Raw genomic sequence first — 17858 nt, forward strand, 5'->3', positions numbered from 1 at the left:
GCTCTTGAGCGGGTCTTCTTTTTGTCTAATCAGCAAATTGCTGGGTAATGGAATGTCTGGAATGATCTTGGCTGAAATGGATCAAAATAAATGTAAATAAATCCATAATTAAGATGATGAAAGGAGATGGATTGGCTAGTGGAAATCTTTTTAATGGTTCTTGTATTGCTTATCCTTATAGGCATTTCCAATGTGGTCAATCACTTCCTGCCCGTAATCCCGGTTCCATTAATACAGATTGCACTGGGCGTCATTGCGACATTTGTGCCAGGAATGCATCATATCCCATTAAATCCGGAACTGTTCTTACTGCTGTTCATTGCGCCGCTGCTCTTTAACGATGGTAAGATTACTCCGCGGGATGAGTTGTGGCAGCTCCGCTCCAGTATTTTGCTGCTGGCGCTTGGGCTTGTCTTTGCCACCGTTCTGATTGCAGGCCCGTTCATTCACTGGATGATCCCTGCGGTACCGCTGTCGGCAGCCTTTGCTTTGGCGGCTATTTTATCTCCAACGGATGCGGTAGCCGTCGGCTCACTCTCAGGGAGGGTGAAGCTTCCGGGTAAAATTATGCGTTTGCTCGAGGGCGAGGCCTTGATGAATGACGCTTCCGGTTTGGTCGCTTTTAATTTTGCCATTGCAGCCACCGTGACCGGACATTTCTCATTGCCAAAAGCGATTGGCAGCTTTCTTGTCATTGCCGTAGGTGGCATTATTGTGGGCGCATTTCTTGGTTTTCTGGTTATTGGCATCCGAATGCAGCTGCGGAGACTTGGGATGGAGGACGTAACGCTGCATATGCTGATCATCATCCTGACACCCTTTATCATCTATTGGATCGCCGAAGAATTCCATGTATCCGGTATTTTAGCCGTAGTTGCGGCCGGAGTAACGCATGCAATCGAACGGGATAAAATGAGAAGGGGATCAGCACGACTGCGCATCGTATCGGACAGCACATGGTCGGTTATTCTTTTTTCACTTAATGGTCTTGTATTTATATTGCTCGGGCTGGAAATACCAGGCGTTATATCTGAGGTGTGGAAAGATCCGGCTTATAATAATGGGCAAGTCATCGGTTACATTGTCCTGATTACTGCAGTGTTGATTCTTTTGCGATTTCTATGGGTCTGGGCGGCAAACCGACATTTCCGGGCAGCTCTTCTTACAGCCTTATCTGGTGTCCGCGGAGCATTGACGTTATCTGCGGCTTTTTCCATACCGTTGACTCTTGCCGACAGCAGCCCGTTTCCTGAGAGAAGCTTAATTCTATTTATATGCTCGGGTGTTATCCTGATCACGCTCATTGTTGCTAGCGCCTTGCTGCCAATACTCACGCGCGACACAAAAGCGGATCCGAATGAGTTGGAGGAAATTGAACGAACGGCTCGGGTCAGAGTACTGGAAGCCGGTTTAAATGCAATCCGTGAGGAGATGAATGACGAGAATACCCAGGAGGGAATGAGCCTGATCTCTTCTTACACCTATAGACTGCAGCTCGCCAAACTGAAAAATAAAACAGAACTTGGAGATGCCTGGAAAGAGGCTTTGAACATCAGGTTGGAAGGATTACATGCGGAAAAAAAGGTTGCTGAAAAATGGCTTCGGGAAGAACGGATTTCCCCTATACTGGTTGATAAATTCCAAACCTCCCTCAGCAAGATTGAGATGCTGCTGACGACCCGATTCAAGTGGAAAAAGCTGCTGATTTTGGGTTGGGCAACCTTGCAGCGGATGTTAATCAGGTTCAAACGGAAGGATAAAAAATTCAATAAGTCCCATCCCACATGGGGAGCTTATAAAGCACTTAAGCTTGAAGCTGTCCGTGCAGCAATCCACCGAGTCAAGGAATTGGAGACAGCCGGCAATCAGGATACGATTCAAACCATCATTGCTGATTACCAAAGTCTGGAGCTTCAGCTTGTGAATGATACTTTCGCGAGTGAATCAGGCAAGAAGCTCAGCGTGGAACGAAGGGAGCTTGAACTTAAAGCAATTCAGGCAGAGCGTAATGAAATTCAGAATTTGTACGAACGAGGTGACATCAGCCGTACCCTGGCCAACACGCTTCGGGTGGACGTGAATTATCACGAAGGCCATGTCTATGAGACGCAGACAGTTCATGATGAAGAAACGGAGCATTAAATGCTTAATCGAGAACAGGTGATAACGACCATCACTTCAGCCCCAAGCAATTCCTGAGAGCATGATGGATGCTCCATGGACCTTGGAACAATTTCGGGCAGCGCTGGACAGGCATGTGTTTTTTTGGCCTACTCTGAAGGATTGTCAAAAAATGCTCGACACTTACACCCGTAGAGAACCGGGTGAAATGTTTGCCGTTTTGGAACTCGATGCGTATTCTCTGATGCTGGATCATTATCCAGCGGTGAAGTTATCCAAATACGACTCAGGGAGCTCGCCGCGATTCCCGAAGCATTGTACATATAAAAAGAGTCCGGATATGTTTTTGCCCTTGGATGAATTCAAGATCAAAAGAAATCACACGGTGCCTGTAATCCCGTCTGAAATACGCGAGGTGCTCATTGAGGAGCAGGTGAAACATATCACGAAATATTTACGCTCCATCTATGTTGAGGATAGCAAGATGATACCCGAGCGTTGGCAGCAGCTTGCAAAGCCGTTGTCGGAATTGTTTATTGTATAAAACAAATGTTGAGGAAAAGGAGCATTTACGCAATACCAAAGGCTGAGTTAATTCGTTTCGGCATTCCAAGATCACGCAAATAAGTAATAAAGGTACATATTTTGAATTTTTACCAACAATGATGGACATATTACCTTAAAAAAGTGTCTGAATATTACAAAAGGGGATTTCTCCAATGAAAAAAACTCGCATAAAGATTGGGATTGCTATTTTGAGCACAAGTCTTGCATTGAGCGCTTGCAGTACAAGCACGGACAAGAATGCCAATAAAACCGAACCTGCCCCTGCACCTAATCCTTCTGAGAGCACACCAACACCTGCAGAACCAGGAAAGGTCACGGGAACTTCTTTTAAAAACTTTGGTACATATGGCTTTGATTTAAAAAATACACGTCATGTGCCTTATAAAGAAGTCACCGCCGAGAACGTGAAAGATTTGGGAATGATTTGGAGCGCGGATCTCAAGGCGCTGGACAAGGACGTGAAGAACGGAAACCAATGCTACCCTGTTGTCGTTGATGGTGTTGTGTATATTACCACAGCAGGAAATCAGGTTTTCGCCTTCGATGCCGTAACGGGCGGACCGATCTGGCACTGGAAGCCTTCCGCGGAACAGGCCGCAAACTTCAGCAAGGCAGGGATCATTGCAAACCGGGGTGTCGCCGTTGGCGAAGGCAAAGTATTCATGCTCACCGTGGACAATCAAATCGTTTCCTTGGATCAGAAGACAGGCAAACTCGTCAAAATGGTGCCGATCTCCGACTCCGTCAAAGGAGTAACTTTGGAAAACGGGTATTACGAGACAACGGCTCCCGTGTATTATAAGGGAAATATTTATATCGGCAGCAGTGGCGGCGATAATGGCATCCGTGGTTTCGTGAATGCTTACAAAGCGAGCGATTTGACGCCCGCATGGGATACGCCATTCTGGACAGTTCCTCCCAAAGGCCAAGACTGGCTGGCAAACAGTAAGTTCCAAGGCGGGGGGGCAGTATGGAATCCTCCGGCCATTGACGAAGAGACGGGAATCATGTATTTTGCGGTCGGCAACCCCGCACCAAATTTTTACGGCGAATCTAGGCCGGGAGACAACCCTTACACAGACTCGGTTGTTGCCGTCAATGCATCAACGGGCAAGCTGATCTGGGCGAAGCAGGAAATTAGCCACGACCTCTGGGATTATGATGCCGCTGCTTCGCCGATGATCCTGAATGCAACCGTAAAAGGGAAGAAACAAAAAATCGTTGTTCAGGGCGGGAAGTCGGGACAATGGTTTGCATGGGATGCGAAAACGGGGAAAGTGGTCTGGGATGGCATTCCTTTTGCCAAGATCGATCATCCGAAACCGACGCCGGAAGGCGTAACCGTTTATCCGGGCGTGCTTGGCGGGGAAAACTATGCCCCCGAAACGTATGATCCCAAGACCAATTACGTGCTGATTCCGGGTATTGAACAGGGGGCTCTCCTGAAGTCGGCGAAAAATCAGGATGAAGCGTCCACGCCTGACGCGCCGGGAGCTGCCGCATTTGGTACGACAACATTGGCGGCCCAAAACGACGTAGCTTTCGGGACAATCACCGCCATGGATGTAAACACAGGGAAAAAAGCATATCAAGTCAAGACGAAAGACCCGATGCGCGGGGGGTTCACGAGTACCGTAGCCGGGTTGGCCTTCTATGGTGAGTTAGACGGGAAAATTAACGCACTTGATATCAAATCAGGAAAAGTGATTTGGACTTTTCAAACAACGGGCAACAGCGTTCAAGCTGCACCGGCGATTTTTACAGTAGACGATAAACAATACATTACCTTCACGACCGGTGGTGTAACCCCCCAAGTTTTCGTGTTTGGGCTCGGTGGAGACAAAACGCAAGGCAAAGCCGGCACCGCCGAAGATACGAATGCGCACCAGAAAAAATAGATATGGAAGACAGGGTAAGGCTATTCCAAGCATTACCCTGTTTGCATTTCAGACCGCATTTTGCAAAGCCGTTAGAAAGGAGTAAGAAATGAACCGATGAAGTTCTTTTATAATGCGCCAATTCTTCTCTTACTGGCCGCATACCTTGCCGGTTGTACGGTGAAACCGCCGCAGTCGGCCTCTGCAACGTCTCCGTTATTGCCATCGGGGACGAAACACATCGTTCGATTAGACATCGATCAACCTCATGTACCGCTTAAACAGTGGAAAGCGGACGGATCCCATATAGCCTCTGTGAAAGGAAAGCTGCTTCTAGATAATCAGCCCGTCGTGAATGGCATTCTGCACATAACGAACAGCTCGAATCAGGTCGTAACTGGCCGGGACGGATCATTCCGGTTGAACATTGACCAGAGCCTTCTGTCTGACATCAAAGTCAATGTAGCTTCACTTGACCAAGCGACCGTTTCCGGAAAGCATCTTACTGAAGTGATGTCCAAGGAACTCCAAGCTGCCTCGGCGGCAGTCAGCGTGTATTATCCTATTCGAGTGATAAGGGTCGAAGACTTTCCTGCGGATGCTTCAAAGGTTCAAGTACACGGGCAGATCATTCCCGCCAAGGGTGATGTGGTATCTTATTTCCAAGTGGATAAATACCGAATGGGCGGGGTTATCAAGGACGCGGACGGTAAACCTGTTGAGCATGCGGTTGTTTGGTTCGACCGGGATTTGGGGGAGGGATTTGGAAAATCGACTCCCACAGATCGGGAGGGACGCTATTCCATTTACTATTGGCCCGAAGATGAAGAAACGAATTTATCGGTAACGCTCGGAACCAAGCGATACACGCTGCCCAAAGGCAAAGTGTTTAAGATGCCTGAAAATACGAGCGTTGAGATCGACATAACTTTACCACGAACAGGTACGGTCCTCGTCGATGCACCTCCGGCCCTGGTCAGCGTCACATCAGCGGGAGCTATGTACACCGGGGTATTGGTAGGATTGAATGTGCCTAAAGACGTCCCGTACTCTGTCTCAATTCCGGACAAACATGGAAGTTTCATCCTTACGGTCTCGAAAAAAGTATGGGAGCAAGAGCCGGCCTTTTTCGAAACAACAGCCTCTAAATTTGTTGAGGGCAGATTATACGGGGGAGACACTCTTCCTCCTAACTATATCGAGGCAGTCGAAGAAGACCCGAAGAATATTAAGCCATTTATGTAGCAGAAACCTTGATATTGAAACCGTCCTTCAAAAGCCCTGACAATAACGCATTGTCAGGGCTTTTTCTATCCTACAATTAAGTTTTTATGAGTTAACTGCGTTCGCGATCCGAATTTTTGTTCCGCATTCCCGCAAGTCCGAATAAACCGAGTAGACCAAGCCATCCCCAACTGCCGACACCTCGATTAGTTGTGGTTGAATTCGTGTGCAGCCCACGGTCTGTGGAGTTCGACAGCATATCCGGCCGATTGCCGTTATAGTTGGTTGTTTCCATCCTTCCTGTATCAATCATTCGATTCTTCGTATTCAAATACTGGCTTCCCGTACTTGTTCCATAGACGCTTACATCATAGTTTGGTCCTGTCCCCACCTCGTTTACTTTATAGTTAGAACCGTTGTTCGTTTTCGCGGTTCCCATGCCGTTACCCATTCCGCCATTGCCGCCATCCTCTGCCGCTGTATGCGCATAGGCTGGAACCGCCAACATCAAGGACAAGCCTGCGACCAATAAGCCGCCTTTGATTTGTCTTTTCATAGGGTACCTACCTTTGGTGTGTGATTTTTATTCCTTGCAATTAGTGTGTGACATCGCTTCCGGTCTTATACAATCCTAGCGAACTGGCCGAATAGGCGAAGGGGGTTTCATTGTTATAGAACGCCAAACAGAAACATAGGATATAACAATGATTCTCAGTTTTTTTCTCCTTATACAGATGGATAGCAGGATCTCCGGGGGGTGAGGGAATGTGGGTTAAGCCTGAGTTTGAAGTCATTGAAGTATGCGCCGAAGTTACTGCATATGCGTATCAAAAGTAAAGTCATCAACCATATGCCGGAGCAATCCGGCATCTATTTTTTAGGGGGGAAGAACATGTTCTTGAAGGTGCTGGGATCAGCGGCAGGAGGAGGTTTTCCGCAATGGAATTGTGACTGCCCTAACTGCCGCCGTGTCCGGTCGAATGACCGTTCATTTTACAACCGAATGCATAATTCCCTGGCCCTTAGCGATAATGGGGAAAAATGGTATTTATTTAACGCGACCCCGGATGTGCGTTCGCAAATTGAATCCCATGCCGAGCTTCAGCCGGGTTTAAGGATACGAAATACGCCTGTATTAGGGGTGCTGCTTACCGATGCGGAACTGGATCATACAATCGGATTACTTCAGTTGAGAGAATCTGCGGAATTGGAGGTTTACGCGGCGCCTCCTGTACTCAATGCCCTTCAAGAGCAATTTCCTGTTCGAAAAATGCTCGAACCCTATGCGAAATTTCGATGGTTGGCAGCGAGGCCTGATGAATCTTTGCCACTTTTTGGGGGAAGAGTAATCGTATATCCGTTTTATTTAGGCAGCAAGCCTCCGCGATACGCTTCCATTCATGAAAATAAGAGTACTGTGCCATCTTCCCCTTGGGTAATCGGATATCGAATCGTGGATCAAAGTACGGGGGGGACGGCCATATATGCGCCCGGAGTCGAACAATGGACGGAAGAGCTGGAACAACAACTGGAACATGCGGACTGCGTTTTCATGGACGGAACCTTTTGGCATTCGGATGAACTTAACCGTTTAAACATCTCCGAGCTGGTTGCGGCAGATATGGGGCATATCCCCATTACCGGTCCGAGTGGCAGCCTTGAGCGCTTTGCCAAGGTATCTGCAGATCGTAAAATTTATATTCACATCAATAATACCAATCCGATTCTTGACGAAGACTCTCAGGAGAATCTTCGCCTCAGGCAGCTGGGCATTGAGGTTAGTTATGACGGTTTGGAATTGGAGGTTTAAATTTGAACGCTTATTTATTGTCCAACGAAGAATTAACAATGAGGTTAAGGCAAGTCGGGGAATTACGATACCACGATAAACACCCCTATCACATACGGATGCATGAGGGAAAGTTAAGTCCGGAGCAGCTTCGAGCTTGGGTTGCGAATCGATTTTATTATCAAAAGAACATCCCGGTCAAAGATGCTCTCATTCTGTCCAAACTCCCGACGAGTGAAGATCGGCGCAAATGGATTCAGCGTATCATGGACCACGATGGGACAACGGGTAATGAAGGTGGAATCGAAGCCTGGATTCGTCTTGGCGAAGCTGTAGGGATCCCTAGAGAGGAAATGCTGGATGAGCGTCATGTGCTGCCGGGCGTTCGTTTCGCGGTGGATGCCTACGTGAACTTCTGCCGTAATCAACCTTGGCTCGTAGCCGTTGCTTCCTCATTAACGGAAATGTTTGCACCTATTCTCATTTCCCACAGAATCGCAGTGTTTGAACAGCTGTATCCATGGATACAACCGGAAGGGCTGGAGTATTTCCAATCCAGGCTGCACCAGGCGCCACGCGATGCGGATCACGGACTTGAACTCGTATTGCGCGAATGCAAAGATCGCATGGATCAAGATCAAACCATCGCCGCACTTCAGTTCAAATGCGACGTACTGTGGGCCCTTCTTGATGCGTTAAGCTTGGCATATCCAAATATGGAGGACGAGCGATGATACAATGGGAGCTATCGGAGCGGCTCCGGCTGCGCAGCCCGGCTCGGATAAAATTTGACAAAACAAGGCAAACCGATTTGCTTCTTCTTCCCGAACGGGTCGTTCATCTGAACCCTACCGCCGGAGCGATTCTTTGGTTATGCGATGGTGAGCGGACTGTTTCACAAATCATTGGGGAACTGGAGACCAAATACAATCAACCGGAACTGAAAACGGATATTCTGGACTTTCTGACACAAGCGACAGACAGAGGGTGGGTGGAAATATGGAAGTAAGCATACCCTATGCGCTTACGGCGGAGCTTACACATCGTTGTCCCCTGCACTGCGTGTATTGCTCGAATCCGATCGAGCTCCAAAAAAGGGAACATGAACTTACGACTCGGGAGTGGATCAAAGTATTGGAAGAAGCAAGCGACATGGGGATAGTACAGGTTCATCTTACGGGCGGGGAGCCGCTTTTGCGGCCAGACGTAAACCAGCTTATTGAGCGAGCCCGCGAGTTAGGTCTTTTTGTAAATTTAATTACAAGCGGTGTCGGAGTCACTGAAAACCGTATCCGGCAGTTGGCAAGCGCAGGGATTGACAGTATTCAATTAAGCATGCAAGCTCCAACGGCTGACCTCGCTGATTCGATTGCAGGCTCCCATGCACACGAATTCAAAAAAAGAACCGCGAAATGGATACGTGCTGCGGGTCTCCCTTTACATATGAACGTTGTACTGCACAGGCAAAACATACATTTGGTGGAGAATATAATCGAGCTTTGCGTGTCGTGGGGAGCGGAGCGGCTCGAGCTAGCCAACACCCAGTATTATGGCTGGGCTCTTATAAACCGCCAGCACTTGCTTCCAACAAGGGAGCAGCTCACAGGCGCTGAAGAGGCTTATGTACGTGCAAAAGAACGCTTTGACAACAAGATCGAACTGATCTGGGTAATCCCGGATTATTATGAGGAGTTCCCCAAACCTTGTATGGGAGGATGGGGGAAACTATCCATGACGGTGACGCCTGATGGAAAAGTACTGCCCTGTACCGCGGCATCCGATATCCAAACGATGACATTCGAATCCGTGAAAGAGAAGAGTTTAAAATGGATTTGGGAGGATTCTGCCTCTTTTCGCGCCTATCGCGGACTCGACTGGATGACAGAGCCCTGCCGAAATTGTGAACACCGTTTTCGGGATTTTGGGGGCTGCCGTTGTCAAGCATATCTATTGACAGGCGACTCCAGTCAAGCAGATCCGGTATGTAAGTTTTCGCCTCATCATCATCTGGTCACCGATTTCGTCGCCTCCATGAACGAAAAAGACGCTTACCGTTCCGACTCCGATCCTAATCGGCTTTTGCCCTCATACTCTTATCGCAGCAGGTGAGCAGGTAACCATAAACGGAGGACTTGCCCATGAAAATATTTGATGCCCATTGTGATGTGCTGAGCAAACTATTGGAAGATCCCCGGCTTGATTTTATACAGGAGAAGGATCGGTTGGACGTGACGCTCGAACGCATGCTCGAATCCAAGATCGGCTTTCAAAATTTCGCGGTCTATTTACCTGTATCATTTGCCGGAGAATTCCGGCATGTCCTTCAAAGTATCGATCTTTTTTACGAACGAATTCTCTCAAACCGGCAAATTCATTTGATCCAAACTGAAGACGATTTAAGGTATGCCCATAACAAAGGCTTGATCGGGGCGCTGTTGTCGCTTGAAGGCGTAGATGCACTTCAGGGGAACATAACTTATCTAAGAATTTTATATTATTTGGGCGTTCGGAGTATCGGCATTACCTGGAACTACGCGAATTGGGCTGCGGATGGCGTCCTGGAGCAGCGGCAGGGTGGATTCACGGCACAAGGGATGAACCTGATCACAGAATGCAACCGGCTGGGCATGATCCTGGACGTATCGCATCTATCCGAAAAGGCCTTCTGGGAGCTGCTGACACGATCCGATAAGCCGTTTATTGCCTCTCACTCCAATTCCAGCAGAATATGCCCGAAACTCAGAAATCTGAATGATGAGCAGATAACTTCAATCATCCAAACCGGGGGAGTTATAGGGCTAACCTTTGTTCCGCCTTTCGTGCATGCGGAGGAACCGGTAACGATGGATCGTTTACTGTCTCACATCGATCATATTTGTTCGCTAGGCGGCAGCCGGCATATCGGATTCGGCTCTGATTTCGACGGAATCAAAGAGAAAATCACCGGCTTGGAACATGCAGGGAAATATCATCAACTTATCGAATTGCTACAGAAGAATTACAGCGAAGAAGATGTGGAACATTTCATCTATAAAAATTGGTATCATTTTTATATGGATCATTTGCCATCCCATCATCGTATAGAATAACGTGAATAAAAAAGATAAGGAGCTGGTAATCAATCATCAGCACCTTATCTTTTTTTGTTTATTTATAGAGGATAAAATAATGGTCTCATCCTATGAATGAGATTCGAGGTTGGTCGTACTTTTGGCTTCAAAGGTTTCGATGGCTTCAGTGCCTGCTCTTGCGGACTCTTGCTGTTCGAACATTTTGCCGATCTTCCACCCGATCCCTATGTTCAATACGGCCATTGCCGCAAATAAGACCACGTCTCCCCAGGGCTCCGGAAGAAGCAGGTCTGCCAGTAACCAGCCACCAGTCATTGTACCTCCCAAGATTGCACCTTTTACGGATGACTTTAAGTAAGTTTTCCCCATCTTGCACCCCCCAATCATTTGATTGAACTGTATTACATGGCTACAGCATCGCGTATACGTTCCCGCCCCTAAACGCAACGTTGCTTCATGGAAAGGCCGATTGCTTACCTTCAAAATCGAGTATATGTTGGAGACAAGAATGTTTATGCCTTTTAAAATGAATCACCGCCTGGTGATTCGACTAAGCTTGGAGAAATTGTTTATTGTATAAAATAGGGTTACTGCAAACCGGTTTACTTTTGCATAAGATGATGATAATATGTACCAAACCATAAACGCGATGAAGAGAAGAGTAAATGAAACGAATTCCGTACAGAGAGCTCCGGCAGCTGAAAAGGAGCAGGATGAAATTCATCGAACCAAGCCTCTGAGCGGCGCATCGGAACTTATCGAATAAGGGATGATGCAACAGGAGCTCCTGTTACAGAGCTAGGGTATAAGCAATCAACGTGACTGCCGTACCTGAAGAGGCGGAGATAGCGATAGATCCGCGAACAGGGGTGGCACCACGAAACCAAATCTCGTCCCCAAGACTACAGTCTTGGAGGCGGGATTTTTTTGTTTTTCTAAAATTCATAAACAAATTAAGGAGGTTTCACCCATGAATCATGATCAAGAGAAAGAAACAGCCGTGGATTTTTTAACGAAGATGGTGGGGGATGATGTGCATAACAGTGAGTATCACAGACCTGTCGCCACAAGATTTCCTCCCGAACCTAACGGTTACCTGCATATTGGCAGCGCTTATGCGATACATGTCAATCACTCTATCGCTAATACATTTAACGGGACATTTAACCTGCGTTTTGATGATACCAATCCTTTAAAAGAGGACATTAAGTATGTTGAGGCCATTAAGGAAGATATCGAATGGTTCGGAATCAAACCGCCTGTGTATTTTGGTTCAGATTATTCTGAACCATATTATGAAGCAGCTACACAATTGATCCGCAAAGGAAAGGCATATGTATGCGATCTGACCCCGGAACAAATGATGGAGTATCGAGGCACGTTGACCGAACCGGGGAAGGATAGTCCTTACCGGAAGCGGTCTGTAGAAGAAAATCTGAACTTGTTTGAACAAATGAAAAAAGGGGGTTTTCCGACCTCTTCCAAGGTTTTGCGGGCCAAAATCGACATGTCCTCACCAAACATGAATTTACGTGATCCTGTTCTATACCGAATAATTCATGCAGAGCATTACCGCACTCGGAATGAATGGTGTATTTATCCGATGTATGATTTTGCCCATCCGATACAGGATTGGCTGGAAGGAATTACGCATTCGTTATGTTCGGCAGAATTTAAGGATCATCGTCCCCTGTACGATTGGGTGCTGAGTGAGCTTGATGTTGTGGAACCTCCCAAACAAAGAGAATTTGGACGGTTAAATATATCTGGTCTGGTCACGAGCAAAAGGTATCTGAGAGAACTGGTCGAATTGGGGATATGTAAACGGTTGGGATGATCCAAGACTTCCAACGTTAAAAGGACTACGACGAAGAGGAGTCACGCCAGAGGCGATCAAGCTATTTCTGAATGAAATCGGGGTGTTCCGCCAAAATACTGCTGTGGGTGCTGCAATGCTGGATCATTTCATCCGGCAGGACTTGAAGGAGCGGGCAGTTAGCGTGATGGCTGTCCTGGATCCCATCAAAGTCATCATTACGAACTATCCGGAAAAACAAACTGAAATGCTGAGCATCAAAAATAATGAAGTTAATGAAGTGATGGGCATCAGGGAGGTCCCTTTTTCAAGAGAACTGTATATTGAAAGAGAAGATTTTATGGAAGTACCTGTAACCGGATTTCACCGCTTGTTTCCAGGTTCCGAGGTTCGGCTAAAAGGGGCTTATTTTATAAAATGCGAGCAAGTGGTAAAGGACTCGTTTACTGGAGAAATCACCGAGCTGCACTGCACCTATGATCCTTTGACCAAGAGCGGGTCCGGATTCAATGCGCGAAAGGTAAAGTCGACTATCCATTGGGTTTCGGCTGCGCATGGGGTAACAGCAGAGATCCATTTGTATGATAAGCTTCTGAAGGAAAAGTCCATGATCTTGGAATCCGATAACAAGTGGGAAGATATGATGAATCCGGAATCGTTTGTTAAAGTAAAGGAAGCGATCCTGGAGCCCTGCATGAAGAATGTGAGTTTGGGTGAGACTTATCAATTCATTAGACATGGCTATTATTGTCTGGATACCAGATATACAACAGAGAACAAACAAGTGTTCAACCGGATTGTTTCTTTAAAAGATTCGTGGAAAAAGGCAAAAGGATAAAAAAAGGCGATCTGCTTCCCATCATGCGGAAGAGGTCGCCTTACTCTTGTTTTATTTTTTTTGAACAGTTATGGTCCAAGAAGCATCGTCAATCTGTTCGAAATTTGTGACCGCATGTCCTGCTTCAGCAGCCCAGCGTGGTATAGCCTCCGTTGCTTGTGTACAATCGAAGTCAATGACTAGCTCATCACCGCTGTCGAGTGTTTCAATCGCTTGCTTTGCTTCAATTAATGGAAATGGACAAACCATTCCGACGACGGCCAGTTTTTGTTGTTTCATGTGAATAACCTCCTTAGGTTGTCGTTGTGCGGAGTGCCGCACCTTGATTATGTTTAGCCTTGCTCCGTGGGCGGACAAAAACGAAGCAAGATGCTGTCCATGTACCCAGAATCATAAATACCAGAGACACCCAGCCCTGCCAAGTCATCATGGCTGTCATTACCAGACCGTTGCCGATGGAGCAGCCTCCGGCCCAGCTGGCGCCAAATCCCATCAAAATACCACCGGAAAAGCTCGAGATGGCTGTCTTCGCATCTGGTGCACGGAACCGGAACTCCCGGCTGCCTTTTGCAGCAATAAAGGAACCAAGGAAAATACCAAGAACGAGGAACATGCCCCAGTTTACGTATTTATCACGGTCTCCAGTGACCAGGTATTGCAGTATATTCGCAGATGGTGTTGTAATTCCGAGACCGGACATCCGGCCAGTCGCTTCGCTGAGCGGCCAAGCAAGCAGAGCAATCAAACCAACCAGAATGGCTGTGAAGAATGGATGCCAGCGCTTCTCGAACAGCAGATGATTCAAGCCCTTCCGTTTGGCTTTCATGGATGGAATCGCAACTTTCGGCTTACGCAATTGCCGGATGACAAGCACAATTGTAATGATGGATAGTGCTGCTATGAACGGCCACACCGAGAGACCAAAGGTTTCCGGAATGGAGTTGACAGGAGCGTCGTATTTCTTGATTCCGTCATTCACTGGAACAAGCGCACCCGATTTCATGATCGCGCTCATTGCCATGTAGCCGAAGAGGGCAATCCAGCTGCCTATAAGCCCTTCACCGGCGCGGTACCATGTTCCGGTCGCACATCCACCGGCCAGAATAATGCCAATCCCAAAGATAAAGGACCCAAGAATCGTGGCAATCCAAGGGAAATCTCCGGCGCTGAAATCAATAAGTCCAAATTGAATAAGGGCAAAGACTCCGATGCTTTGAATCGAGATCGCAATCAGTAAAGCGTAAAACATCCGATTATCCTTTGTCAGATACATATCCCTGAATCCGCCCGTCAGGCAGAAACGTCCACGCTGCATGACGAAGCCAAGCAAGGCGCCGCATAGCAAGCCTGTTAATATCATGAGAAGAGCTCCTTTCAAATTCGGATATTGTATTTTAAATACTAGTAATTAACTATGAATTATTGGTATTTTCGATTTTAGCAAATTAGGATGAGATGTCAATGGTCATAAATTCCATATATGTATGATCTGCGTAGCGATTTGGATATGAATGCAAATCGACTGGCATCACCCTGTTTCTGATATACTCAGATAAGCAAACAAGAGAATAATTAAATGAAATCATATCAGACGGACGTGATCACATAATGGGGAAAAGGAACAAAACAATCGGATTGCTGGCTCATGTCGATGCGGGGAAAACGACTTTCGCGGAGCAGCTTCTCTATCATACAAACAGCATTCGCAGCCGGGGAAGGGTTGATCACAAGGATGCTTTTTTGGATAGCCATGATCTGGAACGAGCCCGCGGAATAACGATTTTTGCCGATCAAGCTGTGATGTCCTATGGGAATGCGGATTATTATCTGATCGATACTCCCGGGCATGTCGATTTCTCTGCCGAGATGGAGCGGGCATTGCAGGTGATGGACTATGCCGTCATCATTATCAGCGCAGCAGAAGGAGTAGAAGGACATACCGAGACCGTATGGCAGCTTCTTCAGACATATGGCATACCCGTATTGTTTTTTATCAACAAAATTGACCGGGAAGGAGCTGATGTGGCAGTTGTCATGGAAGAGATCCGGCTTCAATTGACTCCTGACGCTCTTCTCATTTCCGGCAGTTTAACAGAGAAGATTGCACCAAATGTGCTTGAATTTGCCGCTGAGCGTGATGAAAATCTTTTGAACGCTTATTTGGAAGGGCAAGCTGAAGCGTCTATGGTTACTGAAACGATGGGTTCCTTAATGAAAAGTCGTCTGGTTTTTCCGGTGATGTCCGGTTCAGCCCTTCAGGATCAAGGTATTGACGAATTTCTTGCCAATTTGGAGTTGTTGACGGAGACAGCTTATGATACCTCCGGTTCCTTTGCTGCGCGGGTATTTAAAATACGACATGATCAGCAGGGAGTACGCCTAACCTTTATGAAGGTATTACAGGGCAAGCTGAATGTAAGGGATGAGCTTACATATGTAGACAGCAATGGAGAACTAAAGTGTGAGAAGATCACTTCCATTCGGGTATACAATGGAGAAAAGCATCTATCCACCGATGAGGCAGCAGCAGGGCAATTGATTGCAGTGACGGGAATATCCGGTGCTTCGGCTTCGGACGTCTTGGGTACACTGGAGGAGAAGATACCATTTGAGCTTGTTCCTGCACTCCAATCCAAGGTTAAGTACGACCCGTCCATTCCGATTCGTGAAGTGCTTCGCTGTTTTCGGATATTGGATGCGGAGGATCCTTCACTCGGCGTGATTTGGGATGAGGCTTTGCAGGAGCTTCATATTCACGTGATGGGTAAAATCCAACTGGAGGTACTGGCGAAGGTCGTTCTTGATCGTTTTCATCTCTCTGTTACCTTCGGCAAGCCGGAAATTTTATATAAAGAGACGATATCCAATGAGATGATCGGTTATGGCCACTTCGAGCCTCTGGGGCATTATGCCGAGGTTCACTTACAGATTGGACCGGGTCCCGAGGGCAGCGGAGTAACATTTGTTAACCGCTGTCATCCAGATGATCTGAGTATCGGTTTGCAGAATCTGATCGGGCAACATGTGACGGAGAAGGATCATCGTGGTCTGCTAACAGGATCTCCCTTGACGGACATCATCGTGACGCTTTTGACGGGCCGCTCCCATAACAAGCACACAACTGGCGGTGACTTCCGGGAAGCGACTATTCGGGCACTCAGGCAGGGTCTTGAGAAAGCGGATAATAAGCTGTTGGAGCCGTATTACGCATTTAAGGTGAAAGTCGGATCGGATCATATCGGCAGGGTAATGTCGGATATACAGCAAGCGCAGGGCAGCTTTGAAGCTCCGGAAATCCATGGGGATACAGCGATCTTCAGCGGAGAGGCCCCTGTGGCTTCGTTCATGGATTATGCGGCGGTGCTGGCTTCGTTCACGAAAGGAAAGGGAGCTTTGACGCTGAGACTGAGCGGCTACAAACCGTGCCGTTCATTCGAGAACATTATTGCCTCCAAAAATTACGATAAAAACGCCGATCCTGAATGCACATCCTCTTCCATCTTTTGCTCAAAAGGGAAAGCGTTTAGCGTTGCCTGGCATGAGGCGGAGGATTATATGATCAAGAGCTGAAAATTCATAGTTAGTGACTTCACGAAAAAGAGAGCGGGTCACCATCATTTGGTGAACCACTCCCTTTTAATATGTTCATTTTTTAATTTCCCGATTTATTGGGCTGTGATCCAGTGTGATGGGCGTGTGAGAGAAGACGGCAGTTTAGTGCTGGCGTCGCCTTTCGCTGAATTAATCTGGGCTTGGGTAAGAAAAATGCTTCCGGTGAGATCGGCACCCTTGAGGTCTGCGTCCCGGAGATCTGCTCCAATGAGATCAGTCACTCTCAAATCAGCGCCTCTGAGATCAGCGGCAATTAGATAGGCACCCCGGAAGCTTTGATACCGGAGATCAGCACTTCTCAGCTTGGCCCCGATGAGATCCGCTCCACGAGACTGGATCTTTTTTTGATGTCTCAAAGATCCTTTATGCTTATTCCGGGCGTCATCTCTTACAAGCTCGCTTGACCGAAGGAGAAGAGTATTAATTTCAGCACGGTATACCGATATATTGATTTCCAAGAGGGATTCAGGATTCATCTGTGTGAGACGATCTGTCTCTTCAAGTGCTAAACGAAGATCATCAAAGATCGGCCTTGCAGGCTGCAATGTTAATGCTTCTGTCAAATACCATAACAGCTCGTGAAGCTGCCACATGATCGGAAACACAGCAAACATTTGCTTCGCAGTTTCTGGAGCTTGGCGCCAGTCACGCCCTTCGTAAGTTATGTGCGAAACCTTCTGTCCCGCGCCGAAGCAGTCATAAACCGTACAACCGCGCATCCCTCGTTGTCTGAGACTGTTGTGTACGCTGCAGCGGAAGTCTGATTGCAGGTTATTGCAGGGAGTCCCTGCATCTTTGTCAAAAGCAAAGTCCGACGAAGATGAAAAGGGAAGAGCAGCGCAGCACAGACCGAAGCAGTTTTCACAATCAGCATGCAGATGGCTTCGATCCTGCGGATGATCTGAATATTCATGAATCCTAGACATAAGTTTGTGAAATCTCC

At 47.3% G+C, this 17858-nt stretch carries 16 protein-coding genes, 1 pseudogene and 1 other annotated feature; of the genes and pseudogenes, 12 read left to right on the top strand and 5 right to left on the bottom strand.

The window, feature by feature from the left end; genetic code table 11:
- Nucleotides 1–138 precede the first annotated feature (138 nt).
- The 4 genes from E6W40_RS09160 (at nt 139) to E6W40_RS09175 (ending at nt 5810) form a co-directional block, all read left to right on the top strand.
- On the top strand, nt 139–2142 hold the full coding sequence (locus tag E6W40_RS09160; protein WP_136605201.1) for a Na+/H+ antiporter: 2004 nt from the start codon (nt 139–141) through the stop codon (nt 2140–2142).
- 49 nt (nt 2143–2191) lie between these two features.
- Entirely contained in the window at nt 2192–2665 is a 474-nt protein-coding gene (locus tag E6W40_RS09165) for a DUF7002 family protein (protein WP_425464941.1), read from the top strand.
- 175 nt (nt 2666–2840) lie between these two features.
- A complete protein-coding gene (locus tag E6W40_RS09170) occupies nt 2841–4586 on the top strand; it encodes a pyrroloquinoline quinone-dependent dehydrogenase (RefSeq protein WP_136605203.1) in 1746 nt (581 codons plus the stop codon).
- Between the two features lie 96 nt (nt 4587–4682).
- A complete protein-coding gene (locus E6W40_RS09175; protein WP_136605204.1) occupies nt 4683–5810 on the top strand; it encodes a carboxypeptidase-like regulatory domain-containing protein in 1128 nt (375 codons plus the stop codon).
- Nucleotides 5811–5901: 91 nt separating this feature from the next.
- Here E6W40_RS09175 and E6W40_RS09180 read toward each other — a convergent pair whose 3' ends face one another.
- Nucleotides 5902–6345, bottom strand: a complete 444-nt coding sequence (locus E6W40_RS09180; RefSeq protein ID WP_136605205.1) for a WGxxGxxG family protein — start codon at nt 6343–6345, stop codon at nt 5902–5904.
- A gap of 209 nt (nt 6346–6554) precedes the next feature.
- Here E6W40_RS09180 and pqqA point away from each other — a divergent pair, with 209 nt between their 5' ends.
- The 6 genes from pqqA to E6W40_RS09210 are packed head-to-tail and all read left to right on the top strand — an operon-like array spanning nt 6555 to nt 10667.
- Nucleotides 6555–6626 (top strand): pyrroloquinoline quinone precursor peptide PqqA, encoded by a 72-nt coding sequence (gene pqqA / locus E6W40_RS30450; protein ID WP_136606915.1) that lies wholly within the window; start codon nt 6555–6557, stop codon nt 6624–6626.
- Between the two features lie 55 nt (nt 6627–6681).
- A complete protein-coding gene (gene pqqB, locus E6W40_RS09190) occupies nt 6682–7599 on the top strand; it encodes a pyrroloquinoline quinone biosynthesis protein PqqB (protein WP_136606916.1) in 918 nt (305 codons plus the stop codon).
- A gap of 2 nt (nt 7600–7601) precedes the next feature.
- Nucleotides 7602–8312 carry a pyrroloquinoline-quinone synthase PqqC gene (pqqC, locus tag E6W40_RS09195; RefSeq protein WP_136605206.1) on the top strand — a complete coding sequence of 237 codons (711 nt, stop codon included), beginning with the start codon at nt 7602–7604 and terminating at the stop codon, nt 8310–8312.
- Nucleotides 8309–8587 carry a pyrroloquinoline quinone biosynthesis peptide chaperone PqqD gene (gene pqqD, locus E6W40_RS09200; protein ID WP_136605207.1) on the top strand — a complete coding sequence of 93 codons (279 nt, stop codon included), beginning with the start codon at nt 8309–8311 and terminating at the stop codon, nt 8585–8587. Before pqqC ends, pqqD begins: the two co-directional genes overlap by 4 nt.
- Complete coding sequence (gene pqqE, locus E6W40_RS09205) at nt 8578–9687, top strand: pyrroloquinoline quinone biosynthesis protein PqqE (RefSeq protein ID WP_136605208.1); 1110 nt, start codon at nt 8578–8580, stop codon at nt 9685–9687. Before pqqD ends, pqqE begins: the two co-directional genes overlap by 10 nt.
- Before the next feature lie 29 nt (nt 9688–9716).
- Nucleotides 9717–10667 carry a dipeptidase gene (locus tag E6W40_RS09210; protein WP_136605209.1) on the top strand — a complete coding sequence of 317 codons (951 nt, stop codon included), beginning with the start codon at nt 9717–9719 and terminating at the stop codon, nt 10665–10667.
- A 90-nt stretch (nt 10668–10757) separates the two neighbouring features.
- Here E6W40_RS09210 and E6W40_RS09215 read toward each other — a convergent pair whose 3' ends face one another.
- Entirely contained in the window at nt 10758–11018 is a 261-nt protein-coding gene (locus E6W40_RS09215) for a hypothetical protein (RefSeq protein WP_136605210.1), read from the bottom strand.
- Between the two features lie 271 nt (nt 11019–11289).
- Nucleotides 11290–11550 (top strand) — a binding site (T-box leader).
- Nucleotides 11551–11619: 69 nt separating this feature from the next.
- Between E6W40_RS09215 and E6W40_RS09220 the strand changes: the two are divergent.
- A pseudogene (locus tag E6W40_RS09220) lies at nt 11620–13303 on the top strand (glutamine--tRNA ligase/YqeY domain fusion protein).
- 51 nt (nt 13304–13354) lie between these two features.
- Here the strand turns inward: E6W40_RS09220 and E6W40_RS09225 are convergent.
- Both E6W40_RS09225 and E6W40_RS09230 read right to left on the bottom strand, forming a co-directional pair.
- Nucleotides 13355–13582: a sulfurtransferase TusA family protein gene (locus E6W40_RS09225; protein ID WP_136605211.1), complete on the bottom strand. Its 228-nt coding sequence runs from the start codon at nt 13580–13582 to the stop codon at nt 13355–13357.
- A 13-nt stretch (nt 13583–13595) separates the two neighbouring features.
- On the bottom strand, nt 13596–14663 hold the full coding sequence (locus E6W40_RS09230; protein WP_136605212.1) for a YeeE/YedE family protein: 1068 nt from the start codon (nt 14661–14663) through the stop codon (nt 13596–13598).
- Nucleotides 14664–14911: 248 nt separating this feature from the next.
- Here E6W40_RS09230 and E6W40_RS09235 point away from each other — a divergent pair, with 248 nt between their 5' ends.
- Entirely contained in the window at nt 14912–16873 is a 1962-nt protein-coding gene (locus E6W40_RS09235) for an elongation factor G (protein ID WP_136605213.1), read from the top strand.
- A 95-nt stretch (nt 16874–16968) separates the two neighbouring features.
- Here the strand turns inward: E6W40_RS09235 and E6W40_RS09240 are convergent, their stop codons facing one another.
- The gene (locus E6W40_RS09240) at nt 16969–17841 is read right to left on the bottom strand and encodes a pentapeptide repeat-containing protein (RefSeq protein WP_136605214.1); all 873 of its coding nucleotides are present in this window, start codon (nt 17839–17841) and stop codon (nt 16969–16971) included.
- Nucleotides 17842–17858 lie beyond the last annotated feature (17 nt).

The sequence above is a fragment of the Paenibacillus dokdonensis genome, from assembly GCF_004916975.1.
Lineage (GTDB): Bacteria > Bacillota > Bacilli > Paenibacillales > Paenibacillaceae > Paenibacillus_AQ > Paenibacillus_AQ dokdonensis.